Consider the following 24,515-nt stretch of genomic DNA (forward strand, 5'->3'; position numbering starts at 1 on the left):
GCAAAAAAAAGCCCCCTGCTAAGCAGGAGGCTGGCGAGTTTATGTCAGCTTAGAACGATTTCTTAAAGCCGATAGAGGCATTGACCGGCGCTTCGATCTGCGACTTACTGCCGCCGTTGCTGAATTGCGTACCCAGCTCACCGTAGACCTGCAGGTTTCTGTCGATAGACCATGACAGGCCGGCTGCAACTTCAGTGCTGGAGTACTGCTGTGAAGATTCCAGCGTAGTGGTGGCTACCGCATTGCTAAAGTGCGTTTTGTCTTTTGAACCCAGACCCTGCCAGACGTTAACCCTGCCGTACGGCTGGAATTTGCCATGGTTGGTGTCATAGTCAGCGACCAGACGCACGCCCAGACGCGCGGTAAAGGAGTCTGCGGTATCCATTTTCACTTTCGTTGGGGTCACACCATCCAGCGTGCTGTTATCAAAGTCGCTGTACTGGTAGATCAGCTGAGCCTGAGGCTCCAGACTCCATGCGCTGGCGCCTAAACGGAACGATTTACCCACCTCTGTCGACGCCGTCAGCGTGTTGCCTCTGACGGTATACGAGCCGTTGTTACCAGTCGCCGTCAGGCGGGATTTATGGTTACCGTACTGCAGGACGTTATCAACATACATACCGTCACCCGAGAACCAGGTCGCATAGCCACCGACGTAAAATGCGTTGTCGTCGATGTTACCGCCTTTGCCATCGCTGCCTGTCTTCGTGCCTTTCACGTTGCTGTCGATATCAAGGATGCTGGTATACATCCCGGCTTTCCAGCTTTCGTTAGCATACATATCAACGCCGACCTGGATACCCATGGTATGGGAGCTGGTTTGCGTACCGGCAGCATCATCCAGTTTGGTTTTACCGGAGTAGCCAATCATTCTTGCCCAGGCGCGATTGTCTTCATCAATGCCCGGTTTAACCTCGTCCCCCATACGTTGGTGCATGTTACCTAACAGGCTAATATCACCCTGACGTACTACGCTGGCGAGGCCAGAATACAGCATGGTTTCTGGACGGTATTCACTTCTCAGATACCAGTTTTCACCCTGGCCCTGAGCATTACCCGCATGTAGTTGGTACTCAAACGCACCTGCAGCCATACGATCGGCGGCAAGATGGAAGGCATCCCGCGACGTTTGCGCGGTTGTGGTTGCGCCATTGAGCGCAGTCACCACTTCGATACCATCCCCAATGGTCGGCGCGCCAAGACCAGAGCCATCGACATCCAGCAGTGTGCTACCGCTGGCTTTACCGCCATCGATAATCAGACGGTCGGCAATGCCTGCTCCGCTACCATTCTGGATAGCTGCCATGTTGATAGTCCCTTTTTCGCCGGTGTAATCCCCTTTGACGGTTAAGGTTGTGCCAGTCTGCTGACCGATGAGCGAGACATCGCCACCGTTGCTCAGGCCCGCTACCGTCTGGTTATAGCCCTGCGTGTTCAACGTGGTGTCTGCGACTACATAGTGGTGTGATGCGCTACTCAGGGTGTTGGTATTACCCGCTTGCAGCACGCCGTTGGCGATCAACGTAGCGCCGCTGTAGCTGTTTTCACCTTGCAGCTCGGTAATGCCGCTACCGGTCTGATGCAACTGGCCTTTACCACTGATATTGCCGGTCAGCGCCAGGGTATCGCCACGATTGACGTTGAGTACGCCGTTATCAACGACATCCCCCTGAATGCTGCCAATATCACCGCCGTTACCCAGTTGTAAAACACCTTGTTCGATGGTGGTGCCACCGGTGTAGGTGTTATCCAGCGTCAGGGTGAGGGAGCCTTTACCGGTTTTGGTCAGTTGACCGTTACCTTCGACTTCCGTCAGCAGAGAAACGTCATGCCCGTTGGTGTCGAATGTCCCGCCGCCGGATTCCAGCGTCACCTGACGGGCAGTATCAAACGCTTCGCCATACTTCAGCGTACCGCCATTAAAGGTAATTCCCGTATCTGCCGCACCCAGGTTGGTATCACCCGCCACCTGCAGCGTCCCTGAGGTGATGGTGGTGCCACCGCTGTAAGTATTGTCGCCGGTGAGAATCAGCGTACCGAGATCGCCTTTATTCAGGCCGCCGGTACCGCGGATAACGCTGTCGATAGTGGCGGTGTAACTGGCGCCGTCTACTGTGCCATCGCCGACACGAATCAGGGTGTTTGCCGTGTCGGTGGTAATGGCTTCGCCGCCCACACGATAACCATCGGTGGCAAACTGCGCGCCGCTGATGATGACATCGCCTTTGCTGTTATCGACGGTTACGTTGCCCGCTTCACCCTGGAAGACGGCGAATGCGGCATCGGTAAACGGTGCGTTCAACGCGCCTTCTGGCGTCGATTCATCGGTGGTCCAGTTGTCGTTACCCTGGCTGGATTGCCAGATACCGTCGCCGCCGTTAATGACGCCGTTATTTTTCAGCTCGCCATTCTCACCGCCGGTGCCGTCCCAGAAGCGCAGCGTCAGTCCGGCGTGGTTGACCAGGTTGACCTGATTTTTCACCGATGTCTGCACGTACAGGCTGTCAGCTGCTTCCGGTGCGTTAGCAATATCCATCACATTGTTGGTCAATGTGCCGGTGTAGTTGATGACGCGGTAAACGCCCACATCAAAGCTTCCACCTGGTGAGGTTTCAATGTTGAGCTTACCGTCGAGCGTCAGATCGCCATTTACGTCAATCAAGTCGTTGAAGGCACCGCCCGGGGTATAAGCCTGACCAAACTGATAATCCAGTTGGGCATTATCACTGAGCGTCAGAGAACCGGTAGTGAGTTTACCCACACTGTTGATAGCTGCACCCGCGGTAATATGCGCGTCGTCCAGCACATCAACCGCGCCGCCGATAATACCGTTACCGCCGAGCGTTGCCCCGGATTTCACCGTCACCTGGCCGGTAGCCGCAGACTGATTACCGTTGACCAGCAGCACGCCTTCATTGACGTCTGTGGTGCCGGTGTAAGTGTTATCGCCGGTCAGCGTCAACGTACCGTCACCGATTTTCACCAGGCTGCCGTCGTTGCCGCTGATAATACCGCTGATGGTGTCATCAAGATGCAGATTACCCAGCGACAGTTCTTTATTGCCCAGTTCGACATTACCCGCGCCGGACAACGAGCCGATAGACGTTGCGCTGTCGACTGCGCTGATATCGACCTTACCGCCCACCAGGTTTTTAACGACGGTGTTCTCTGCCATCGCATAGTCAGCAAAGGTCATCAGTCCGCTGTTATTCACGGTGGCATTGCCCCCGCTGGCATTTTCTTCCAGCGCCAGGGTACTGTCTTTTGACACGTTAACCGTCGCGTTGCCCGCACTGGCGTTGTTGGTTAACACCGCTTTCGCCGTGCCCGTCAGGTTCAGCATTGCGCTTGCGGCGGTGACGTTATCCGCCAGCGTTAACAGGCTGTCGGCGATGTTCATAGTCAGGGATTTCAGGCTGGTATCTGTCCCGCTGACATTGAGCGTCGCACCCTTATTGACGTTCACGGTGCTGCTTTCATTACTGCCAAAGGCTCCGGTTTTGCTGACGTTGACCGTCACATTGTTGGCGTTTCCGGTACCGGCAATTTCGGTGTCGCCTTTGTAGCTGTTTGCGCGGTCGAGCGACAAGGTGCTGCCCGCATCGCTAGAGCTGCTGGTGACTTTCAGTTTACCCTCGCCGGTAATCTCACCGGTTGGCGTGAAGTGGTGCGAATTAAGGTCAAACACCGCAGCATTCTCATTCGCTCCCAGCTCAATGGTGCGATTGCTGGTCAGGTCCGCGCCCAGTTGCAGCGTTGAACCGTTATTGATGGCCTGGTCAGTTCCGCTCTGGCCGAGATTGCTGTCGGAGGAGATCTGCAACGTGCCGCCATCAATGCGCGTGCCGCCGCGATATTCGTTGTCACCGCTGAGGATCAGACGGCCAAGGTCGGTTTTCACCAGCGTCAGCTTGTCAGCAGTACTGGCCTCGCGGATAACGGACTCAATGGTCGCGGTATAGTTTTGCCCCGCGCCACCAGCGCCAACGCGCACCAGCAGTTCGCCAGTCCCCGGCGTCTGGCCTGCGTGGGTCGCGTTTTCCGTGGTGGCATACGCGTTAAGCGCATCGCCTTTAACGACATAGCCATCGGCATCAAACTGTGCTCCGGAGAAGTTAACTTCTCCCGCGGCGTTATCCACGGTAACGGTACCGCCTTTGGTGGTGAAGACGGCGAAGGACTTCTGTGCCCAAGGGGCGTTACCCTCACCGGTTGCGGTGGTCCAGTTGTTATCACCCTGACTGCCGATTGCCATCCATTTGCCATTGCCACCGTCAATTTTGCTGTCGCCTTCAATGCCTGACGCGCCGTGGCTCTGATTAACGGTTGCGCCGTCCCAGAACTGCAGGGTAACGCCGTTGGCATTCACCAGGTTGACCTGTTTGTCGATGGAGGTTTGAACAAAAATATTGCTCTTATCCTGGCTATTCGGTATCGCGCCTAATTCCAGCGTCTGGTTATCCAGCGTGCCACCGTAGTTATAGATACGGTACACGCCCGGTCCGAAGTTACCACCCTGTGAAGTGGTGACGTCCAGAGTCCCGTCCAGTTGCAGATCGCCTGCGACGTTAATCAGATCGTTTAGCGCGCCGCCTGGCGTATAGGCTTGACCCAGTTCGAAAGCGGAGGTCGTTTTGCTGCCAAGCTGCAGATTACCGTTAATGGATAACGTACCCGCACCGCCGTCACCGGCGCTGAGGGTAGAGGCATCGTTCATCAGCACGTCGCCGCCGATCACCCCGTTACCCCCCAGCGTCGCCGTACCGCTTACTTTGGTCACACCCGTCGCGGCACTCTGATTCCCTTTCACCAGTAGCGTACCGCTGGTGACGGTCGTGTCGCCGGTATAGGTGTTATTGCCCGTAAGGCGAGTAATACCGTTACCAATCTGCTGTAACGCACCGATCCCGGAGATTACGCCGCCAAGCAGCACATCATTGGCCCGATTAATCGCCAGTACGCCATTGTCGATGATGTCAGACACGGCGTTGACTCCGCCTGTATTTCCGCCGTCACCCAACTGCAGCGTACCGGTTTGATCAATAGTGGTAGAGCCGGTATAGGTGTTGTTGGCGGTAAAGACAGTGGTGCCGCCCGCCGCGCGTTCAAACTTCCCATCACCGCTGATGACGCCGTTATAGATCTGCGCAGCCGCCGTATCGCCCTGCGTGTCAAAGATGACCCGGCTGCCTGCACCCTGAGTCGTCACATTGTAGTCAGCGATGGTCGCGGCAGTGCTGGTGGACTCGCCGTGATCGCCGGTACGCAGCGTTGCGCCATTGGTAACCGCAATGGTTTTACTTGCCAGTTGCAGACGATCGACGATGCGCATATCTGCACTTGAACCGCTAATGGTCAGTGAGTCCCAACCCGTGCCGATGTTGGTACCGGTGGTCAGGTTATCGCTGCTCAGGCTGCCAATTTTCGCACTGTTACCGTGTGTATTGGTGAAGGTGAGGGCGTTGCCACTGCCGGCTTCGGTAGTGATATGGCGCGTTTTATCCAGCGTCACATTGCCGATGTTGGCTTTATTGTTGCCGCCGGTTCCGGCGAAATTCACCTCGCCCGCAAAGGTTCCGCTTTGCCAGTTAAAGGTGTCCTTGCCTTCTCCGGTGTTGATGACGCCACTGGTGATACCCTGGCTGATATCAATGGTGTCATTGCCCTTGCCAGATTGAATCGCCACTGCTGTATCGTTGATAGCCTGAAGGGTACCGGTATTGGTGATTTTTTTATTGCTGTCACCGCTGGCATCAATAACGGGTGCGGTGGTGCTGGCAGAGATAATTTTTCCGCTATTGGCTATTGCGCTAACATTTTTAGCGATGATTGCAGAACCACCTGCGCTGTCGTAGACGTTGATATTGGCATTGGTGGTGACCTTACCGTCCGTATTGGCGCGAATACCGCTGCCTTCGCTGTTATGCACCTCAACGGTATAGCCTTTGCCGATGGTCAGATTGCCTGTCACTGCGTCACCATTGCGCTGCTCAAAGGCGAAGCCGGTACCTTTACCGTTAACGTTCAGAATGTTATTCAGGCCATCTTTCATGTTTAACGCGACGCTGGTACGGATCCCCGGACCGTCGTTGGCATTGATAGTGACATCGTTGAGTGTGATATCGGTATTGTTGGCGTCGTTTTGAATGCCAGCACCAGTACCTTCGGCGCTAATAATCACCCCTTTGGCAGCCAGCTTACCGGCTCCTGTATCAAGACGAATACCATCGGCCGAACCATTAGTCGTGATGGCATCACCGGCATTACCGGTAATACTCAGGCTGGCACCGTTGGTCAGCAGAACCCCTGCGGTTCCATCATCAACTTGAATCTGACCCAATTTTTTAATCTGTGCGTTCGAACCCGAAGCTTGTACGCCAATGCCGTTACTCACATGTAAGGCAGCGATCGCGTTATTGGTTAAACTCCCGCCTTGTTGCACGTTAACACCAATGCTGTCGGTGCTGGCAAGATCGATAATTGCCTGGGTATCGAGGATCAGGCTGCCCTGGTTCCTTGCCACATAGGCAATAACCTTGTTGCCGCTGGCTTCTGAAGTGATTTTTGCGTTTGAAGTGAGGATGGTCGGAGTGGCGCTACCTTCTGCGTTGCCATTCAACTGATGAGCCTGACCGTCCACTACCCCGGCAATGGTTCTTTCACCGGTTAAATTGATGGTGGTTTTATCGCTGATGTTACCTGTGGCACCGCCTTCAATCAGCAGCGCGGCGGAGTCGGTGCCCTGCACGGTGAACGTGGCTTCGCCGGTATCCACACTACTGCCTGTGCCCGTCGCTAATACGCCAACGGACTGTTCGCCGCTTAAGGTCAGGTCAAGGTTTGAGCTGGGCTGACCGTCAGGAGTGGTGGTGTTACCGGCCAGCATTGCACCATTGGCAATACGGAAAATGGTGGTGCGATCTTGCCCGTTGTCATTCATTACCGCCTGACCAATATTCGCAGTTGCGCCTTTACCATACAGGTAATAGCCAATCTGATCGGTGCTGTTGAATGCCGGGCTACTCAGACTGTCGACGTTAGCGACGGCGTTATCACGCACGTGTACGCCGATGTTCCCGGCTTTGTTTAGCGTGATGTTGGAATAGACGTTGACCACTGCCTTTCCATCTTTGCCACCTTCAGCCCAGACGGCATAGTTACGGTTACCGACACTACCTTCACCATCAACTACGATAGAGCCTGAAGCGCTAGTCGTGGCTTCGGCATTTTTGTTAGTTGCGCTGACGTGGATGCCGACGTTGTTGGTGCCGTTGACGTTAATCTTGCCGTCGTTGCGAATTTCCTGATTATTTTCCGCGCCGCTGTCACGCACGGTGATACCGTAGTTCCTGCTACTCCCCGCGCTGGAATCGCCATTGATCACGATATTACCGGTATTGATGACGTTGCCGGTCGCGTTACCAATCAGCATACCCGCGGCGTTACGTACGCCGGTTCCCAGCGTGATAAGGCCGTTGTTAATCACCTCTTTGGCGCTCTTGGTCATGATCCCGGCGCTCAGACTTGAACCGCCTGCCATGGTGACATCTTTAGACGGATCACTTGCGTTACGGCCAAGATAAATAGAGGCACCTGCGCTGTTGGTAAAGGTGGCGTTGTCGGCGACTTCTACGCCATAGGCGATGCCGCTGCCGTAGGATGCACCGTTTTTGCGCCCGTCCAAGACGTTGATATCGCCGTTGTTGACCCCTTGAGCATTGTCAGACAGTTGCATACCAATGGCCAGCGTCAGCTCGCCAGCGGGTTTGTCCTTACTCCAGGGATCGGCGGCAGAAGCGGTACCGAAGTTATCGGTGGTGATCGCCTGGTTGATGGTGCCTTCGTTGGTGATTTGACTGGCGCCTTGCCCCTGCATACCAAATGCGCCATAGCTGTTGACGTTTTGGTTGCCGTCTTTATCAATAAACAGCCCGGAGTTGATGATCCCGTTGTTGGTTGCCGTCGCGTCTTTTGCCAGCATGCCAATCGCCAGGCTTTGCCCGGTAGACGTGCGTAATGCGTTCAGCTCACCAAGGTTAGTGATAACCCCACCATTAATGGCTTTCATCACGCCATTAATACTGCCGTCAACGGCAATAATCGCGTCTTTGTTCAAGGTGCCGGAGGTGCCTGCGCCGTTGGCATAGATGGCATGTAACTCACCACGGCCAGCGGTCGCGTTGTTGGTATGTGACAAACCGTCGGTCCAGACGTCGTAATCCCAGCTGAGTATGTCAGCTGGCTTACCGGAGGTGAGCAGATTTTCAATCAGCCCGGCGTACTTTGTTTGTGCTGCGGTGACGGTTGTGACTTCCTCCGCATCTATCCACAGCTGGATTTGGCTGACTTTTTCACCATCAGGGTTGAGTGCCGCGTCGTCGCTTTTGCCCAACAGCCAGTCATTGAATTCGGCCAGTTCTTGTGTGTTGGTAATGGCAAATGTGCGCTCCCCGGTTTTGACGACCTGACCATCCTCGTCATAGCCATAGGTCATCAGCGTCACATCATCGCCAAACACGGAGGTTTGCGCTGAACCGGTGAACGTTTTTTCAGGGATCACCGGGGCTGCGTTAAATTTTATATAGTTATCTGACTGCCAGTTCACCTGGCTTGCAGTACCTTGTGCTTCCAGCAGCGAGGAATCTTTTGCCAGCATTTCAATGGTATTGGCTTTGTCACGCACATTGAGGGTGTCGTCGCCAATATTCAGATTCGCAATGGAGCCATTTGTCGCGAGGGCGATACCAAATTGCTTATAGATTTCTGATTTCTGAGCATCAAAGGTGTTTAATACCGCATCGCCGACTTGCGCTTCGGTAAGAAAACCATTTAACTCATTGGTATCAAAGACTTTGATGGTCGTTTTTTCACCGGGAAACGCCGGATCGTTGATATCAAATTCTGTGCTCTGCGAAGGCGTTGACGACTGGTTGTAAGTCAGGTATTCCGCCAGTTCTTCAGAGTTGGTAATGGTTTTTACGCTCTGGTCAGGGCTGGTCGCCAGCAGGGTGATTTTGCCGCTTTCCAGCAGTTCCCGGATAGTGGTTGATTCAACAACGCCGCTTTGACCCGGGCTAAATGTTGGGATTGCACCACTGATATTCAGTGCCTGACCGGTGGTGTTATCTTCATATAAGAAGCCGTAGTCGTGGATACCCTCATAAACCCCAGCGGAAATACCTGTCTTGAAGTCTTCATGAATATCGTGTTCACCCGTTGCGGTAATCTGGGCTGCAGAAGCCAGCAATGAAGCACCGCTTAATGCGCCAGCTGCCAGTACGGCGACAGTTTTACGCGAGCTGCTTTTTTTCTTTCCTTTCGTTAATTCAGAAACGACCACCCAGATACCGAGCGCCGCGTTCCAAATAATGCTGTAAACTTTGTTCATATATAACCCTTGTCTACATTCCTGTTATGTATGTGTTAATACGTTGAGTTGTTGGCTATGGTTGGCACGCGGATGTGCTACCCGGTAATGGATTTTGGAAATAGGGTTTCCTTCCGTGCGATGCGGAATTAAAAAAGCGAGTCGAAAGAAAACCTCTTTAAATAATAACCGTGATAATTGTCCTTAAATAAGTCAGTTACGGCTGGCAATAGTGGGAAATGGTGTACTTGAGCCGGGTGTTATTTTTGCCGAGTTTTCTGGCAATATTGCTTTTGTACGCCCCGATGGTTTTTTCACTTTTTTGTGATGCCCCGGCGATTTGTGTCAGTGACCATCCTCGTGCAAGCATCATCATTACGTTAAATTCGTTAGCTGTAATTTTTGTGTGTAGTTCTTTGATACTTTGTTGTTTTTTGTTTTGCGTGATACGTGTGACGGTCTGTAATAGCTGATCAAGGCTGGTGTCTTGATCGAGAAATTGCATGTTCTTCCCGCAAACGGTTTGAAAAATGGCAAAGGTAGCTTCATCTGCCAAAACAATAATTTTGGTGACAGGTCGTAAAGCCATGTTGCGGATAATCCTGGCATATTTTAAAAAATCTGATTTGTCAGGATTAATGATGATGCAATCCGTTTCATAAGGGAGCATTTTGACAGCAGAAAGTGTCTGGGAGGAGTAGTACGTGATATCAATAAATAATGATGAGCCACGTAGGATTTCTCGCATGCCTAGCCAAGGGTAAATTGAGTCACCCAAAAAAATAGCTTTTGACATAACGATCTCCTTGAAATTTTGGTGCAAGCAGTCGCCTCTTTTTTTAGGTTAAAAAAGAGTTTCTTGCGACGCGTGAAATGTTAATTAAATCTCGTATAACGTTCTGTGCTGTGAACGTATCCTTATTAATTCCAGATCAAACAGAAATTCTCTGTATTAATTAGAATCATTAACTATCCTTAAAGTGGATATTACACTTTGTTAAAATTTAAGATAAATCGTTTATTTCAGCTCTGAGTAAATGATTGATAGATTTCGCTTATGGATCGGGATAATAATAAGAAGGAGGTTTGTATAAAGGCAGGGTATTCCTAGGGTTAAAGAAAGGTATTTATATGTAATGGCTTTAATTTCAATAAGATACTCATTTTTCTTCATGGGATTAATTGAGGATAGGAGAATTCTTAATCCTGGCCAGGACACAGGAGGTGGAAGGTCAGGAGAAGAGGGAAATATTGCCGAATTTACACCTATCGGCTAAAAATAGGATTATTCCAGATTATATTTCTACGTTAAAGCAATTTATTAGTGCTTTATCCTTTTTTGGTCTTTTTGTGCCTAATGTTGAAATCTGGCTTGCAGGTGTCATTTTGTCTTAATGAGCTAGCGATAGCGCTTAGCCCGCCAACAGTTCCTGCTCAACCTGTTGCACCTGTTGTTCCAGCGTATTGCGGATTTCCGTAAGCGCCCGTTGTTGATCGGAGAAGTAGGCCTCTTTATCTGTCACGGAGGTGGCAAGCCGCCAGGCGTTCTCCGCTTCCAGTTCGGTAATCTCTTTCAGCAGCGCGTTAATGTGTTCTCTGAGCTGTTGTATTTTGCTGCGTAAATGCTGCAAATCGTTCAATCGGTCACTCGCCATTATCGGTTCGAGGCCGCTTTGCAATTGAGTCAGTAGCGCCCGGACGGCGGCAAGATCGGCATTTTGGCGTGCCTGGTTAAGCTGCACCATCATCTGATGCGCTTTCTCTTTCAGATCATCGGCTACCACGTCCGGGTGGCAAAGACGGCTGGCCTGACGCCACAGGCGTTTTAGCTCATTACGTTCATCAGAGGAAAGCCGCTGGTCACGACTAAAACGATGCTGCGCATCCTGCTGCTGCTCCTGATATTCATCATATTCATGGCTGGCCTCTTCCTGTGCCTGACGGGTTGCGCTGTCGTCCTGGCGAGAAAAGTCGTTTTCCAACTCACGAATCTCCGCCAGAAGGGCGGTAATCAGTTCCGTTTGTTGCTGAATACGTTGGCGTGTTTCCACCGATTCGCGCGAATCTGAATTCTGGTTCATCCAGTGCTGCTTGAGCCTGGCCAGTTGATCAACAGCCTGGGAAATATAGTGCTGGCAGGATTGATAGTCTTTTTCCCGGCGTTTTCGCTCCGCTTCCTGTTTGCGCTGGGCGCTGGCGGCGAGCTGTTTACGCAGTTCGAGAATGCGGCTCATCAGCGGTCCAAGACGAAGGTGATACAGATCGTTGAAATCATCGAGGATTTGAATGCGCGTGTTGCGCTTATCGATCAGGTCACGCAGCTGTGTTTCGAGCGCTTTGAGTTCCAGCTTACTGGCGGCAATGGCTGGATCCTGCCACGTAGAGACTGCCCGTTGAGATTGCAGCCAGGCCGAGATTTCACGCAGGGCATCACTAAAGCGTCGTTCTTCGATCGCCTGCACAATGGTGCCTGGCACGACGGATAACGGCTCATTTTTAAGATGCGCCACCTGCTGGAAAATAATCTCCTCATCTTCCAGTTCAATAGCGCTTTTGACGATTTCCAGTCGTTTGATGATCTTATTCATGACAGTCGTTGCCTGGCCTGACTCAAAAACGAGTGGCTGAAGTACAACAGGTTCACCCGTTTGAAAATGTTAGAAAAACAGTAAAGCGCATTCTGTGGCCTGTCATGCCTTTTCGTCCAGAATAATTCACCGTAATTATGAACAAACGCAATGCTACAGGCACGGCAGGTCCTTATTGCGCCTTGCGACAACCAGGTTGAAATGTTAAAAGAAGCCCCTTCAATAAAAACGACACAGGGGAAGGGCGTGAAAAACGCGTCAACTGCATCTGACACCAGCGTGTCTGATGCCGCGTCAACAAATGAGCCGACGCTTCAACGAGGGTTGCAAAACCGCCATATTCAGTTAATTGCACTGGGCGGTGCAATTGGTACGGGCCTGTTTTTGGGCATTGGCCCGGCTATTCAGATGGCGGGACCTGCGGTGTTACTGGGTTACGGTGTGGCCGGGATCATCGCTTTTTTGATCATGCGTCAACTGGGCGAAATGGTAGTGGAAGAACCCGTTTCCGGATCCTTTGCCCACTTTGCCTATAAATACTGGGGACCGTTCGCGGGTTTTCTGTCCGGTTGGAACTACTGGGTGATGTTTGTGCTGGTCGGTATGGCGGAACTGACAGCGGCCGGGATCTATATGCAGTACTGGCTGCCCGATGTCCCGACCTGGATTTGGGCCGCGGCATTCTTCGTGATCATCAACGCCGTCAATCTGGTCAACGTACGTCTGTATGGCGAAACGGAATTCTGGTTCGCACTGATTAAAGTGCTGGCCATTATCGGCATGATAGGTTTTGGCGTGTGGATGCTGTTTTCCGGTAACGGCGGGGAACATGCAAGCATCGATAACCTGTGGCGTTACAACGGCTTTTTTGCTACCGGCTGGAACGGATTAATTCTGTCGCTGGCAGTGATTATGTTCTCCTTTGGCGGGCTGGAGCTTATCGGGATTACCGCCGCGGAAGCGCAGGATCCGCAGAAAAGCATTCCAAAGGCGGTAAACCAGGTGGTGTACCGTATTCTGCTGTTTTACATCGGTTCTCTGGTGGTGCTGTTGGCGCTATACCCGTGGGTGGAAGTGAAATCCAACAGCAGCCCGTTTGTGATGATATTCCATAATCTTGATAGCAACGTGGTGGCTTCTGCGCTGAACTTTGTCATCCTGGTGGCTTCGCTGTCGGTGTATAACAGTGGCGTCTACTCTAACAGTCGTATGCTATTTGGTCTCTCGGTTCAGGGGAACGCGCCGAAGTTCTTAACCCGCGTCAGCCGTCGCGGCGTACCGGTGAATTCACTGATCCTTTCCGGTGCTATTACGTCGCTGGTGGTACTGATCAACTATGTGCTGCCGCAAAAGGCCTTTAGCCTGCTGATGGCGCTGGTGGTGGCGACGCTGCTGCTGAACTGGATTATGATCTGCCTGGCACATCTGCGATTCCGGGCGGCGATGCGTCGCAAAGGACGTGACACGCAGTTTAAAGCGCTGCTGTATCCAGCAGGGAACTACCTGTGTATTGCTTTCCTTGGCATGATCCTGGTGCTGATGTGTACGATGGATGAGATGCGCCTGTCAGCTATCCTGCTGCCAGTGTGGATCATTTTCTTGTTTGTGGCCTTCAAACTGCTGCGTCGTAAGTCCCGCTAAGTTTCTACCTATCTTGTTGCTACCGATCCCATCGTCAGGATGGGATCGGATCCTCCCTCAACGTTTATCGTGACCGTTCTCGCAATTTTGCTTTTGCTGACAGGATCTTTATTTTGTAATCGATTACTTTTCTATTGAATCTATTTTGTAATCGATTACTTTTCTATTGAATCTATTTTGTAATCGATTACTTTTTAAGGGTGGGGCAAAAATGGTGTCAACAACCGAAAGTAGTGGAAAACAGAGCGTACAGTACCGGCTGCTGGTGCCCCGGCTGTCGCTAATGATGTTCTTACAGTTCTTTATCTGGGGAAGTTGGTCCGTCACGCTGGGGCTGGTGATGAGCCAGCACAACATGTCACTGTTGATTGGGGATGCGTTTTCAGCCGGGCCCATTGCTTCTATTCTGTCGCCGTTCGTCTTAGGGATGCTGGTAGATCGCTTCTTTGCCTCGCAAAAGGTGATGGCAGTGATGCACCTTGCTGGTGCGGCAATCCTGTGGTTTGTTCCGCAGGCATTGGTGGCGCAAAACGGCGCGCTGTTGATTGGTCTGCTGTTTGGCTACACGTTGTGCTATATGCCAACTCTGGCGCTTACTAACAACATTGCTTTTCATAGCCTGTCGGATAAGGACAAAACCTTCCCGGTGGTGCGGGTGTTTGGCACCATTGGCTGGATTGTTGCGGGGATCTTTATCGGTGTAACCGGAATTTCAGACACCACCGGCATCTTTACGCTGGCGGCGATTATCTCTGTGATTCTGGCACTCTACAGCCTGACGCTGCCCAACACACCAGCACCGGCGAAAGGACTGCCGGTAAAAGTTCGCGATCTGTTTTGTGCGGATGCTTTCGCCTTACTCAAGGTTCGTCACTTTTTTGTTTTCTCACTCTGCGCGACGCTCATCTCTGTGCCGTTGGGAACCTATTACGCATATACCGCGTCGTTTCTTGCTGATGCGGGCGTTGGCGACGTCAGTACGGCGATGTCATTTGGTCAGATGTCTGAAATTTTCTTCATGCTGGTAATCCCTTTCCTGTTCAGATGCCTGGGCGTGAAATACATGCTGTTAATCGGGATGTGCGCCTGGTTCGTGCGTTATGCCTTCTTTGCCCTCGGCATCAGCGAAGAGGGCAGATTCCTGCTGTATCTCGGCATTCTGCTGCACGGCGTGTGTTACGACTTCTTCTTCGTGGTCGGCTTTATTTACACCGATCGTATCGCCGGGGAAAAAGTAAAAGGTCAGGCGCAAAGCATGATCGTCATGTTTACCTATGGGATCGGGATGCTGCTGGGCTCGCAAATTTCAGGCGCACTTTACAACCGGCTGGTGGCGGGGCAAACCGTGCCTCAGGCATGGACCACATTCTGGTGGATCCCGGCAGTAGCTGCCGCAGTCATTGCCGTGATTTTCCTTTTCTCTTTCAAGTATGACGATAAAGAGCAGGCGTAATTTTTAGGAGGGGTTATGAAAACCATCAAAGGGCCTGGCATTTTTCTGGCGCAATTTATCGGGGAACGCCCGCCATTTAACACCCTGGAAGGCGTGGCAAAATGGGCAGCGGAGCTGGGCTATAAGGCATTACAAGTCCCGTGTAATCACAAGTCGCTGTTTGATGTCGAACAAGCTGCTGTAAGTCAGGCCTATTGTGATGATATTCGCGGGATGCTGGCCGGGCATGGGTTAGTGATTAGCGAATTATCGACCCATCTTGAAGGTCAACTGGTTGCAGTCCATCCGGCTTATGATGACGCTTTTGACGGATTTGCTCCGCCATCTGTACGCGCTAATCCGCAGGCCAGACAGGCGTGGGCCATCGAAACCTTACACCAGGCCGCTGCGGCTTCGCAAAGACTGGGGCTGACTGCGCATGCCACGTTTTCAGGTTCGCTCGCCTGGCCTTTCTTTTATCCATGGCCACCGCATAATCGTCAACGTTTTGAAGAGGCATTTCTGGAGCTGGCGCGGCGCTGGAGACCGATTCTCGATCGCTTTGATCATCATGGGGTGGATGTTTGCTTTGAGATCCATCCCGGCGAAGATCTGCACGATGGCGTGACGTTTGAGCGTTTTCTTGCGCTGGTTGATAATCATCCTCGCTGCAACATTCTCTATGATCCTAGCCATCTGTTATTGCAGCAGATGAATTATCTTGGATTTATCGATGTTTACCATTCCCGCATTAAAGCGTTTCACGTCAAGGACGCTGAGTACCACGCCAGTAGCCGTAGCGGTGCCTATGGCGGTTACCAGCCGTGGCTCGATCGTGCCGGGCGTTTCCGTTCCCTGGGGGACGGGCAGGTCGATTTCAAAACGATCTTCAGCAAGCTCACACAATATGATTTCCCTGGCTGGGCGGTGCTGGAATGGGAGTGTTGCCTGAAAGACGCGCAAACCGGGGCGCGTGAGGGGAGTGATTTTATACGCCGCCATATTATTCCGGTTTCTGCACGCGCATTTGATGATTTCGCCGCTGGCGATGAGGTACGCAAATGATACAGGTTGGCATTATTGGTAGCGGATTTATTGGACCTGCACATATTGAGGCATTGCGTCGACTCGGCGGTCTGAACGTGGTGGCGCTCTGTGATAGCTCGCTGGCGGTTGCCCAGGAACGTGCAGATGCTCTTCATATTCCTCATGCGTATGGCAGCGTTGAGGCGCTGCTGGCGCATCCCGGACTGCAGGTAGTGCATAACTGTACGCCGAATTATCTGCATGCCGACATCAATCGGCAGATTTTACGCGCGGGCCTGCATGTGTTTTCAGAAAAGCCGCTGTGTATGACGCCGGATGAGGCTCGTGAACTGGAAAGGCTGGCACAGCAGGTGGGAGTGGTGCACGGCGTGAGCTTTGTCTATCGTCAGTTTGCAATGGTGCAGCAGGCGGCCAGTATGGTCAGAAGCGGCAGCGTAGGCCGTCTGTTTGCAGTTCAGGGGAGCTATTTGCAGGACTGGATGCTGCTGGAGACTGACTACAACTGGCGGGTCGATGCTGTACAGAGCGGCAATTCGCGGGCGATAGCGGATATCGGTTCACACTGGTGTGACACGGTGCAATTCGTGACTGGAAAACGTATTGTCGAGGTGATGGCAGATTTGGCTATCGTCTGGCCGGTACGTAAAGCCAGCATTGCCAGTAACGCTACGTTTGGTCAGCAAATGGCTGATGTGCAATTTGAGGATAAAGCGGTTACGACGGAAGATCGTGGATCGGTGCTGGTACGTTTTGATGATGGCAGCAAAGGCTGCTTTAGCGTTTCGCAGGTGAGTGCAGGGCGCAAGAATCACCTGAGCTTTGAAATTAACGGTAGCCAGTGTTCACTGCACTGGGATCAGGAAACGCCGCAACAGCTTTGGGTTGGGCACCGTCAGCAGGCGAACCAGATCCTGACGGATGACCCTGGATTGATGAATGCGGATGTTGCTGCCAGTGCGCACTTTCCTGGCGGGCATATTGAGGGCTGGCCGGATGCGTTCAAGAATATGATGCAGCAGTTTTATCAGGCGGTGTCGGCAGGCAAAATGCCCGCGACGGCGGAGCGTCGATTTGCGTCATTTTCTGATGGCGCGGATGTGATGTATATCATTGATGCAATTATAAAAAGCCATCAGCAGCAGCGTTGGATATCAGTACAGCGCTAAACACGCATCCGGTTCGCCAGGCGGCGATTTTATGGTAGCCTCAACGCAAAGCGTAAACCGCAGGATGTGTCGTCGTTATGTCTATTCAAAAAATCGCTCAGCTTGCCGGTGTGTCAGTGGCGACGGTATCGCGTGTGCTGAATCACAGCGATACCGTCAAAGCCAAAAATCGCGAGCGCGTGCTACAGGCTATTAAAGAAAGCAATTATCAGCCCAACCTGCTGGCGCGTCAGTTGCGTACGGCACGTAGTTCGATGATTCTGGTAATGGTTTCCAACATTGCCAACCCTTTTTGTGCAGAGGTTGTTAAAGGTATTGAAGAGGAGGCGGAGAAGAATGGCTATCGCATTTTGCTGTGTAATTCCGGCTCGGATACAGCCCGCTCAAAATCGGCGTTGAAGTTGCTGTCGGGGAAAATCGTCGATGGCATTATCACCATGGATGCATTCTCAAAATTACCGGAACTGACTACGCTGATTGGCGACGCGCCCTGGGTTCAGTGTGCGGAATACGCTGATAAAGGTGCGGTTTCCTGCGTCGGGATTAACGATGTTGACGCTGCACAGTCGGTAATATCTCACCTGGTGGAAAAGGGCTACCAACGCATTGCCTTAATCAACCATGATCTAAGTTATAAATACGCCCGGTTACGCGAACGCGGCTATAAAGCGGCGCTACATGCGCTGTCGCTTGAATATCAGGCCGTGGAATACGCCAGTGAATTAAGTTCCAGCGCAGGAATTGCGGCGATGAAAACATTCCTTGCCGCAGAGGTGAAACCCGACGCGGTGTTTGCCGTATCGGACACGTTAGCCGCTGGTGCGATGCGAGCTATTTTCGATGCCGGATTACAGATCCCGCAGGATATCGCCGTCGTTGGATTCGACGGTACGGAACTGGCAGAAATGGTTTCCCCTCAGCTTTCGACCATTGAGCAGCCCTCGCGGGATATAGGCCGCAAAGCGGTAGGATTGCTGCTGAATAAAATAGAAAATCCTGACGCGCAGACGGAAAGGGTGATGATGGACTGGCGCTATATTTCACGCGCCAGTACCTGAGCGTTATCGCTGAAACGCGCCAGACAGTGCGCGAATATCGTTTCCGGTAGGCGACTGATGAATGCGCAGGCCAAACTCTTCGACCACGGCAAAGATATGGTCGAAGATATCAGCCTGAATACTTTCATATTCCAGCCAGACCACCGTATTGGTAAAAGCATAAATTTCGATTGGTAATCCGTGATCGTCTGGCGCAAGCTGGCGCACCATTAACGTCATATCTTTGCGAATACGCGGGTGATGACGCAAATATTCGTTCAGATAAGCGCGGAAGGTGCCAATATTGGTCATTTGGCGGTGATTCAATACCGATTCAGGCGCATCTAATTGCTGATTCCACGCGTCGATTTCCTGGTGACGCGTGGTCAAATACGGTTTCAGCAGGTGTGCTTTATGCAGTCGCTGACGCTCATCCTCATCAAGAAAATGGATGCTGGTGGCATCAATGCTGATGCTGCGTTTAATTCTCCGACCGCCTGAAGCCGACATTCCGCTCCAGTTTTTAAAAGAGTCTGATACCAGTGACCAGGTGGGGATCGTGGTGATGGTGTTATCCCAGTTGCGTACTTTGACGGTGGTTAAACCAATATCGATAACAGCACCGTCTGCACCGTATTTCGGCATTTCCAGCCAGTCGCCAAGCTTAAGCATGTCGTTGGCCGAGAGCTGTATTCCGGCCACCAGACCGAGAATCGGGTCTTTAAATACCAGCATTAGCACGGCTGCCATGGCACCCAGGCCGCTTATCAGTATTGCCGGCGATTGACCTATCAGCAGGGAAATCATCAGGATCCCGACCAGGATGGCGGCGATCAGTTTGATACCCTGAAATATACCTTTTAAGGGTAATTGAGATGCGGCTGGGAGCTTTTGTGACAGGTTAAGAATAACGTCCAGCAGAGAAAACAGGGACAGCAGGGCGTACATCATGATCCACAGCTGTGCGCAAGTCACTAATATATCGGCCGCTTCACTGCCTTTTTGTAGCCAGAGTGTGGCCTGTATATTGACGATGATACCTTGCAGCGTAAACGCCAGGCGGTGGAATAATTTGTTCTGCGTGATAATTTGCAACCACAGACGGGAACTGGTGCTGGCGCGTTTTTCAAATGCGCGTAATACCACCCAGTGCAAAATAACGTGAACAATAATGGCGGTGATAAAAATAATGCCAAAAATCATCACCAGCGAAGTGGTGTGATTTATTTCAATGCCGAGTTCTTCTACCTGAGATATCAATTCCTGCATAACGTCTCCTTAATAAACAGCGGTCTATGATGACCGCTGTGTGGAGCTTATGCAAATGTGGGGACTAGACTTCTGTCAGCGTTGTTTCCAGCGGCAGACGGGATTTCGGCAGCGCGGCGTTGAAATCTTCTACGCTGTGATGACCCACCGGGACCACCACTACGCTGGTGAAACCTTTTTCTTTCAGACCAAACTCTGCATCCATCACCGCCGCATCAAAGCCTTCGATCGGCACTGCATCCAGACCCATTGCTGCAACGCCCAGCAGGAAGTTACCAACGTTCAGGTACACCTGTTTTGCCATCCAGTGGTTGTCATCTTTCAGTTCTTTGCGATGCATATCAGCAAAGAAGGTACGACCTTTGTGGTTTGCAGCTTTAGCTTCAGGGGTGGCGAAGCGGCCATCGCTCTCTTCCTGATCCACCACGCGCTCCAGCCACGCGTCGTCCATCGCCGTTTTGGCGCAGAACACTACTACGTGGGAAGCATCCAGCATTTTACGTTCGTTGAACACAAAGCCGCCGGCTGCGGATTTGGCCACACGCGCTTTACCTTCATCAGTGCTGGCAACGATAAAATGCCATGGCTGAGAGTTGGTGCTGGATGGGCTAAACTGCAGCAGCGTTTTTAATTTTTCGGCCTGCTCAGCGGTCAGTTTTTTAGTCGGATCGAATGCCTTAGTGGAGTAACGTTTTAAGGCGACAGAAACAATATCCATAACTACTCCTGGTGGTTTTTTATACCCTGCGGGTACGTTTTGTTTCAGCAGGGTACAGGGTTAGCAGGAAAAAGATAAGACAGGAAAATGCAAAAACACTTATCGGGGTTAGCGATAAATCAATCTGGACGCAGGCGTTTTTGATCCCGCTTCGGCAAGCCGTCAACGACGCGGTGCCAGGAATCATTCACCAGCTCTGCCAGTAATGACTCGGTAATGTCGTCGCCCGGATAGACCGAGATCCAGTGCTTTTTATTCATGTGATAGCCGGGTTTAATGCTGGGGTAGATCTGCTGGTTTAACAGTGATTTTTGCGGATCGGATTTCAGGTTAATAAGCGGACGTCCGCGAAGCTCCGTGACCAGCATAAAAATTTTACCGCCAACCTTGAATACATCGTATTCCGGGCCGAATGGCCAGCAGTGTTCGGTAAAAGGCAGTTCGAGCGCAAGGCGTTTCGCACAGGTAGGCAGGGTCAGGCCGTCCATTATTGTTCCTCGCGGGTTAGTGCGCGCCACATCGCTTCAAATCCCATCGATATGTATTCCTTGGCCCGGGCAGAGTCGCGGGCTGCGAACTCCATGGTGGTTTCCGCCAAAGAGAGAAAAAGGCCATCGCCGAAGGCGCGATATTCGTCAGACATAAACTCAGGTCGCACGGAGCGATGACAAAGATCGCGCAGTTCCGGGAACATATCGTCGGCCTGCTGTTCTGTTTCTTTGCTGATTTTCTCGCTAACGGCTAACTGGCGAATCGTGCGATGCCCACAGGTATGGTTCAGGCCCCAGCTAATGTAGCTGTTCCAGATATAGTGAGTCATGGTTTTGGCATCGGTCACGGAGCGATCCAGATTTGCCATCATCGACTGACAGAGATCGTGCTTTAAAAAGAGGTAAAGCTCGTTGATTAAATCATCTTTGGTCGCGAAATAGCGAAACAACGTTCCCTCCGCAACACCTGCATTGCGGGCAATTACGGCGGTAGACGCCGCAATACCTGATTGTGCAAATGCTGTGGTTGCAGCTTCCAGTAATGCCAATTTTTTGTCTTCACTCTTCGGACGAGCCACTACACTTTACCCTTAAGTTGTAAAAAGCATGATTGAATCACGGCCTTTGCAGCACCGCAACGGTGAATGTCAAAGATTGAAAATCATCTTGACGGCGAACTTTCGATTTCTATAATGAGTGCTTACTCACTCATAATCAAGAGTCAGTCACGCAAACCAGCGGAAAGGGGGCGTGTTTAAGGTCAGGATATGAAGCGTCTCACAGTTTGTGTGGTTGTTATTATGCTCATTGGCGCAGCTGCAAGTTTACCGTTTTTACTCAATGCCGGGTTTGGTCAGGCACCGAAAGGGGCACAGCTGAGTCAGGTTGAACAGTCACCGCACTATCGTGATGGACAGTTTCATAACCAGGTACCAACACCGGGCTATACCGGCAACAAAAGTATGCTGGCTGCCTGGTGGGAGTTTTTGGTCGCTAAGCGCGAAAATGCGCGGCCAGCACATCCGTTGCCATTGGTGGCGACCGATCTCGCCGGGTTATCTCCAGAGCAGGACACGCTTGTCTGGCTGGGTCACTCTTCGTGGTATTTGCAACTGGCGGGTCAACGTATCCTGATCGATCCCGTGTTTAGCAACTATGCCGCACCGCTTTCATTCCTGAACAAAGCCTTTGCCGGTGATTATCCGTGGTCCGCACAGACGATGCCGGAGATCGATCTGCTCATTATCTCGCACGATCACTATGACCATCTGGATCTTGCCACGATCAAGGCGTTGATGCCGAAAATTAAGCGGGTGATTACGCCGCTTGGCGTAGGGTCACATCTGCGTTATTGGGGAATGCGCGGCGAGATAATCGACGAGATGGACTGGAATCAATCCATCAGAGTAACGGATTCGCTGATCGTTCATGCGTTGCCAGCCCGTCATTTTTCGGGGAGAGGCATCAAGCGCAATCAGACGCTATGGGCGAGTTTCATGTTTGAAACGCCGGAGCAGAACGTTTATTACAGCGGCGATTCCGGCTATGGACCGCATTTTAAAGCCATCGGCGAGCAGTTTGGCTCGGTTGATTTGGCGATTATGGAGAACGGCCAGTATGACCATGACTGGAAGTTTATTCACATGATGCCGGAAGAGACGGCACAGGCTGCGGTCGATCTGCATGCGAAAGCCGTTCTACCAGGGCATGCAGGTCGTTTCGTTCTGGCGAAACATACCTGGGATGATCCTTACAAACGACTGGCGCTTGCCAGCCGTCGTTACGATTACCGATTGCTGACGCCAATGCTGGGTGAACCGGTAATACTGTCCGCACCGGACCAACTGTTTACGGCCTGGTGGCAACAGGTGACTCAATGAATACAGGGGAGAGCATGATGACGATTTCTGCTCAGGTAATTGATACGATTGTTGAATGGATTGATGATAATTTGAATCAACCATTGCGCATTGATGATATTGCACGCCATGCGGGATATTCAAAATGGCACCTGCAGCGTCTTTTTATGCAGTATAAAGGCGAAAGCCTCGGGCGTTACATTCGGGAACGCAAGCTGCTACTGGCCGCGCGCGATCTACGCGATACCGACCAGAAAGTGTACGACATCTGTTTGAAATACGGATTCGATTCGCAGCAGACCTTTACGCGTATTTTCACCCGTACGTTCAGCCAGCCGCCGGGCGCTTATCGCAAAGAAAATCATAGCCGAACGCATTAACAGCTAAGGGTTCTCGCGGGCCTAATCCGCCAGCGAGAACCAGCGCCGCCATATGAAGCGCAAAACGAAATACTCAATCACCCCCAGCAGTAAAAACCACAGACAAAACAGCAAAGTATAAAACTGGTTGAGATCCATCAAATGAAAGGTGGCCACGAATTTTTGCGCCAGTACCAGGCCAACTGATGGGGCGGGCAGCAGCAGACAGGACAAAAATGCCAGCAACAGGATCCCGGCGGCGGTCATCAGTGATTCAAGCGGGTGTTTCATGGTATTGTTAAACTTGAGTTAAAAAGCCATTGTCCGGGATCTCTGTGGGCAACGCAAACGCCACGTTTACAGCCCGGCCCAAATCTCACAATGTTTTTTCACCAGACCACTCAGCGACCCGCCTTCGGCGACGAAGTCACGCATGTTTTGCGCCTCGCCATGACCATGCTTAACCTGCAGATGCAAGGCTTCAATCGCGCTGGCCGCGCCCACTTTATCCGCAGAGACAGCAACATTCTCCAGTAGTCGCAATGTATCATCTGACAAGCGACAACCGTCGCCGGTATTGACGTCGGTGATGATTCCCGCCATACCAAAGCGACAGGCCTGAAAACGATTGAATTTATACAACAGGTAATCACGCTCCTGGTGCTTGAACGGACGTTTGGTGAGTAACCAGTGGGCGGTAGCCTGAATAAGCCCTGCCATATTGACCGCATGATCAAGGGTCAGCGGCGTATCCATTACCCGAACCTCTACCGTGCCAAAGTGTGGGCTGGGACGGATATCCCAGTGTAAATCTTTAATACTATCAATCATGCTGGTGTAAGCCAGTCGACGGAATAGCCCCTCGAATTCCTGCCAGTTATTCACCCATGGCATCGGGCCATTATCGGGAAATCCGGAGAATATATTCAGTCGCGCGCAGGCAAACCGCGTGTCGGACGTCTGCATATAAGGTGAAGCGGCAGAGAGCGCAATAAAATGCGGAACAAATCGCGACAGGCCATGCAGAAGGTATATGGCATCGTCGCCGTTTGCGCAGCCGATATGCACATGCTGGCCAAATACCGTCGCCTGCTGAATGAGATAACCGAAATTTTCCAGGTTACGCCGATAGCGTTCGTCATCGCAGACTTCCTGACGTTGCCATTTTTGAAATGGATGCGTACCACCGCCACAAATGGCGAGGTGCTGCTCTGCAGCAACCCGCGTGATTATCTGCTGCATAGCGGATAGTTCAGCACTCGCCTGGTCGATATTGCGACAAACTCCGGTCGCCATCTCCAGCATACTTTCCGTGATATCGTGCTTCACTTCTCCGGCGGTAAGCAGTGGCTTTACGGCGTCAATCAGCCGGGAAGAATCCTGACTCAGGTCGTAGCCCGGAGGATTGACCACCTGCATTTCCAGTTCAATGCCTAACGTGAAAGGGTCAGAAACATGAAAATCGGGAAGTGGCATAAGACTCTCTTCAGCGTTGATTTTTAATCAGTATAGAAGGGCGGCTGATTTTCTGTTCGTTGTCA

General features: G+C 51.8%; 16 protein-coding genes. 7 read left to right on the forward strand and 9 right to left on the reverse strand.

Going from position 1 to position 24,515, the window contains the following annotated elements:
* Positions 1-49 precede the first annotated feature (49 nt).
* The 3 genes from SK34_RS13390 to SK34_RS13400 all read right to left on the reverse strand — a co-directional run bounded on the left by SK34_RS13390 (position 50) and on the right by SK34_RS13400 (position 11,955).
* On the reverse strand, positions 50-9,388 hold the full coding sequence (locus tag SK34_RS13390; protein WP_048233231.1) for an autotransporter outer membrane beta-barrel domain-containing protein: 9,339 nt from the start codon (positions 9,386-9,388) through the stop codon (positions 50-52).
* 196 nt (positions 9,389-9,584) lie between these two features.
* The gene (locus SK34_RS13395; protein ID WP_044699477.1) at positions 9,585-10,163 is read right to left on the reverse strand and encodes a LuxR C-terminal-related transcriptional regulator; all 579 of its coding nucleotides are present in this window, start codon (positions 10,161-10,163) and stop codon (positions 9,585-9,587) included.
* A 616-nt stretch (positions 10,164-10,779) separates the two neighbouring features.
* Positions 10,780-11,955, reverse strand: coding sequence for a coiled-coil domain-containing protein (locus tag SK34_RS13400; RefSeq protein WP_048233232.1), 1,176 nt, complete (start codon positions 11,953-11,955; stop codon positions 10,780-10,782).
* 246 nt (positions 11,956-12,201) lie between these two features.
* Between SK34_RS13400 and pheP the strand changes: the two genes are divergently transcribed.
* The 5 genes from pheP to SK34_RS13425 all read left to right on the forward strand — a co-directional run bounded on the left by pheP (position 12,202) and on the right by SK34_RS13425 (position 18,299).
* On the forward strand, positions 12,202-13,596 hold the full coding sequence (gene pheP / locus SK34_RS13405; protein ID WP_003021979.1) for a phenylalanine transporter: 1,395 nt from the start codon (positions 12,202-12,204) through the stop codon (positions 13,594-13,596).
* 211 nt (positions 13,597-13,807) lie between these two features.
* Positions 13,808-15,049 carry an MFS transporter gene (locus SK34_RS13410; RefSeq protein ID WP_048233234.1) on the forward strand — a complete coding sequence of 414 codons (1,242 nt, stop codon included), beginning with the start codon at positions 13,808-13,810 and terminating at the stop codon, positions 15,047-15,049.
* Positions 15,050-15,064: 15 nt separating this feature from the next.
* A complete protein-coding gene (locus SK34_RS13415; RefSeq protein WP_003835689.1) occupies positions 15,065-16,093 on the forward strand; it encodes a sugar phosphate isomerase/epimerase family protein in 1,029 nt (342 codons plus the stop codon).
* Positions 16,090-17,241, forward strand: coding sequence for a Gfo/Idh/MocA family protein (locus tag SK34_RS13420; RefSeq protein ID WP_044699482.1), 1,152 nt, complete (start codon positions 16,090-16,092; stop codon positions 17,239-17,241). Before SK34_RS13415 ends, SK34_RS13420 begins: the two co-directional genes overlap by 4 nt.
* Before the next feature lie 77 nt (positions 17,242-17,318).
* Complete coding sequence (locus tag SK34_RS13425; protein WP_003835685.1) at positions 17,319-18,299, forward strand: LacI family DNA-binding transcriptional regulator; 981 nt, start codon at positions 17,319-17,321, stop codon at positions 18,297-18,299.
* A gap of 3 nt (positions 18,300-18,302) precedes the next feature.
* Here SK34_RS13425 and SK34_RS13430 read toward each other — a convergent pair whose 3' ends face one another.
* From SK34_RS13430 to SK34_RS13445, 4 genes are all read right to left on the reverse strand, one after another.
* The gene (locus SK34_RS13430; protein WP_003835682.1) at positions 18,303-19,547 is read right to left on the reverse strand and encodes a mechanosensitive ion channel family protein; all 1,245 of its coding nucleotides are present in this window, start codon (positions 19,545-19,547) and stop codon (positions 18,303-18,305) included.
* A gap of 64 nt (positions 19,548-19,611) precedes the next feature.
* Positions 19,612-20,265, reverse strand: coding sequence for an oxygen-insensitive NAD(P)H nitroreductase (gene nfsB / locus SK34_RS13435; protein WP_003021982.1), 654 nt, complete (start codon positions 20,263-20,265; stop codon positions 19,612-19,614).
* A gap of 119 nt (positions 20,266-20,384) precedes the next feature.
* Positions 20,385-20,753, reverse strand: coding sequence for an MmcQ/YjbR family DNA-binding protein (locus SK34_RS13440; protein ID WP_016149755.1), 369 nt, complete (start codon positions 20,751-20,753; stop codon positions 20,385-20,387).
* Positions 20,753-21,334 (reverse strand): TetR/AcrR family transcriptional regulator, encoded by a 582-nt coding sequence (locus SK34_RS13445; protein ID WP_003835677.1) that lies wholly within the window; start codon positions 21,332-21,334, stop codon positions 20,753-20,755. Before SK34_RS13445 ends, SK34_RS13440 begins: the two co-directional genes overlap by 1 nt.
* Before the next feature lie 189 nt (positions 21,335-21,523).
* On the opposite strand from SK34_RS13445, the gene SK34_RS13450 reads away from it, so the two are divergent.
* Positions 21,524-22,636 carry an MBL fold metallo-hydrolase gene (locus SK34_RS13450; RefSeq protein ID WP_003835671.1) on the forward strand — a complete coding sequence of 371 codons (1,113 nt, stop codon included), beginning with the start codon at positions 21,524-21,526 and terminating at the stop codon, positions 22,634-22,636.
* 17 nt (positions 22,637-22,653) lie between these two features.
* The gene (locus SK34_RS13455; RefSeq protein WP_003021996.1) at positions 22,654-22,995 is read left to right on the forward strand and encodes a RamA family antibiotic efflux transcriptional regulator; all 342 of its coding nucleotides are present in this window, start codon (positions 22,654-22,656) and stop codon (positions 22,993-22,995) included.
* 21 nt (positions 22,996-23,016) lie between these two features.
* Here SK34_RS13455 and SK34_RS13460 read toward each other — a convergent pair whose 3' ends face one another.
* Together SK34_RS13460 and SK34_RS13465 are read right to left on the reverse strand one after the other, a co-directional pair.
* Positions 23,017-23,265, reverse strand: a complete 249-nt coding sequence (locus SK34_RS13460) for a DUF1158 domain-containing protein (RefSeq protein ID WP_003835669.1) — start codon at positions 23,263-23,265, stop codon at positions 23,017-23,019.
* 66 nt (positions 23,266-23,331) lie between these two features.
* Positions 23,332-24,450 (reverse strand): YbdK family carboxylate-amine ligase, encoded by a 1,119-nt coding sequence (locus tag SK34_RS13465; RefSeq protein WP_048233235.1) that lies wholly within the window; start codon positions 24,448-24,450, stop codon positions 23,332-23,334.
* Between the last annotated feature and the right edge of the window lie 65 nt (positions 24,451-24,515).

Origin of the sequence: Citrobacter sp. MGH104, from assembly GCF_001034485.1 — a bacterium.
GTDB classification, from domain to species: domain Bacteria; phylum Pseudomonadota; class Gammaproteobacteria; order Enterobacterales; family Enterobacteriaceae; genus Citrobacter; species Citrobacter freundii.

What these genes read in the sequence shown, in the direction of transcription:
- SK34_RS13390 (WP_048233231.1), bottom strand. Translation starts at nt 9,388, where the DNA reads ATGAACAAAGTTTACAGCATTATTTGGAACGCGGCGCTCGGTATCTGG.
- SK34_RS13395 (WP_044699477.1), bottom strand. Translation starts at nt 10,163, where the DNA reads ATGTCAAAAGCTATTTTTTTGGGTGACTCAATTTACCCTTGGCTAGGC.
- SK34_RS13400 (WP_048233232.1), bottom strand. Translation starts at nt 11,955, where the DNA reads ATGAATAAGATCATCAAACGACTGGAAATCGTCAAAAGCGCTATTGAA.
- SK34_RS13410 (WP_048233234.1), top strand. Translation starts at nt 13,808, where the DNA reads ATGGTGTCAACAACCGAAAGTAGTGGAAAACAGAGCGTACAGTACCGG.
- SK34_RS13415 (WP_003835689.1), top strand. Translation starts at nt 15,065, where the DNA reads ATGAAAACCATCAAAGGGCCTGGCATTTTTCTGGCGCAATTTATCGGG.
- SK34_RS13420 (WP_044699482.1), top strand. Translation starts at nt 16,090, where the DNA reads ATGATACAGGTTGGCATTATTGGTAGCGGATTTATTGGACCTGCACAT.
- SK34_RS13425 (WP_003835685.1), top strand. Translation starts at nt 17,319, where the DNA reads ATGTCTATTCAAAAAATCGCTCAGCTTGCCGGTGTGTCAGTGGCGACG.
- SK34_RS13430 (WP_003835682.1), bottom strand. Translation starts at nt 19,547, where the DNA reads ATGCAGGAATTGATATCTCAGGTAGAAGAACTCGGCATTGAAATAAAT.
- nfsB (WP_003021982.1), bottom strand. Translation starts at nt 20,265, where the DNA reads ATGGATATTGTTTCTGTCGCCTTAAAACGTTACTCCACTAAGGCATTC.
- SK34_RS13440 (WP_016149755.1), bottom strand. Translation starts at nt 20,753, where the DNA reads ATGGACGGCCTGACCCTGCCTACCTGTGCGAAACGCCTTGCGCTCGAA.
- SK34_RS13450 (WP_003835671.1), top strand. Translation starts at nt 21,524, where the DNA reads ATGAAGCGTCTCACAGTTTGTGTGGTTGTTATTATGCTCATTGGCGCA.
- SK34_RS13455 (WP_003021996.1), top strand. Translation starts at nt 22,654, where the DNA reads ATGACGATTTCTGCTCAGGTAATTGATACGATTGTTGAATGGATTGAT.
- SK34_RS13460 (WP_003835669.1), bottom strand. Translation starts at nt 23,265, where the DNA reads ATGAAACACCCGCTTGAATCACTGATGACCGCCGCCGGGATCCTGTTG.
- SK34_RS13465 (WP_048233235.1), bottom strand. Translation starts at nt 24,450, where the DNA reads ATGCCACTTCCCGATTTTCATGTTTCTGACCCTTTCACGTTAGGCATT.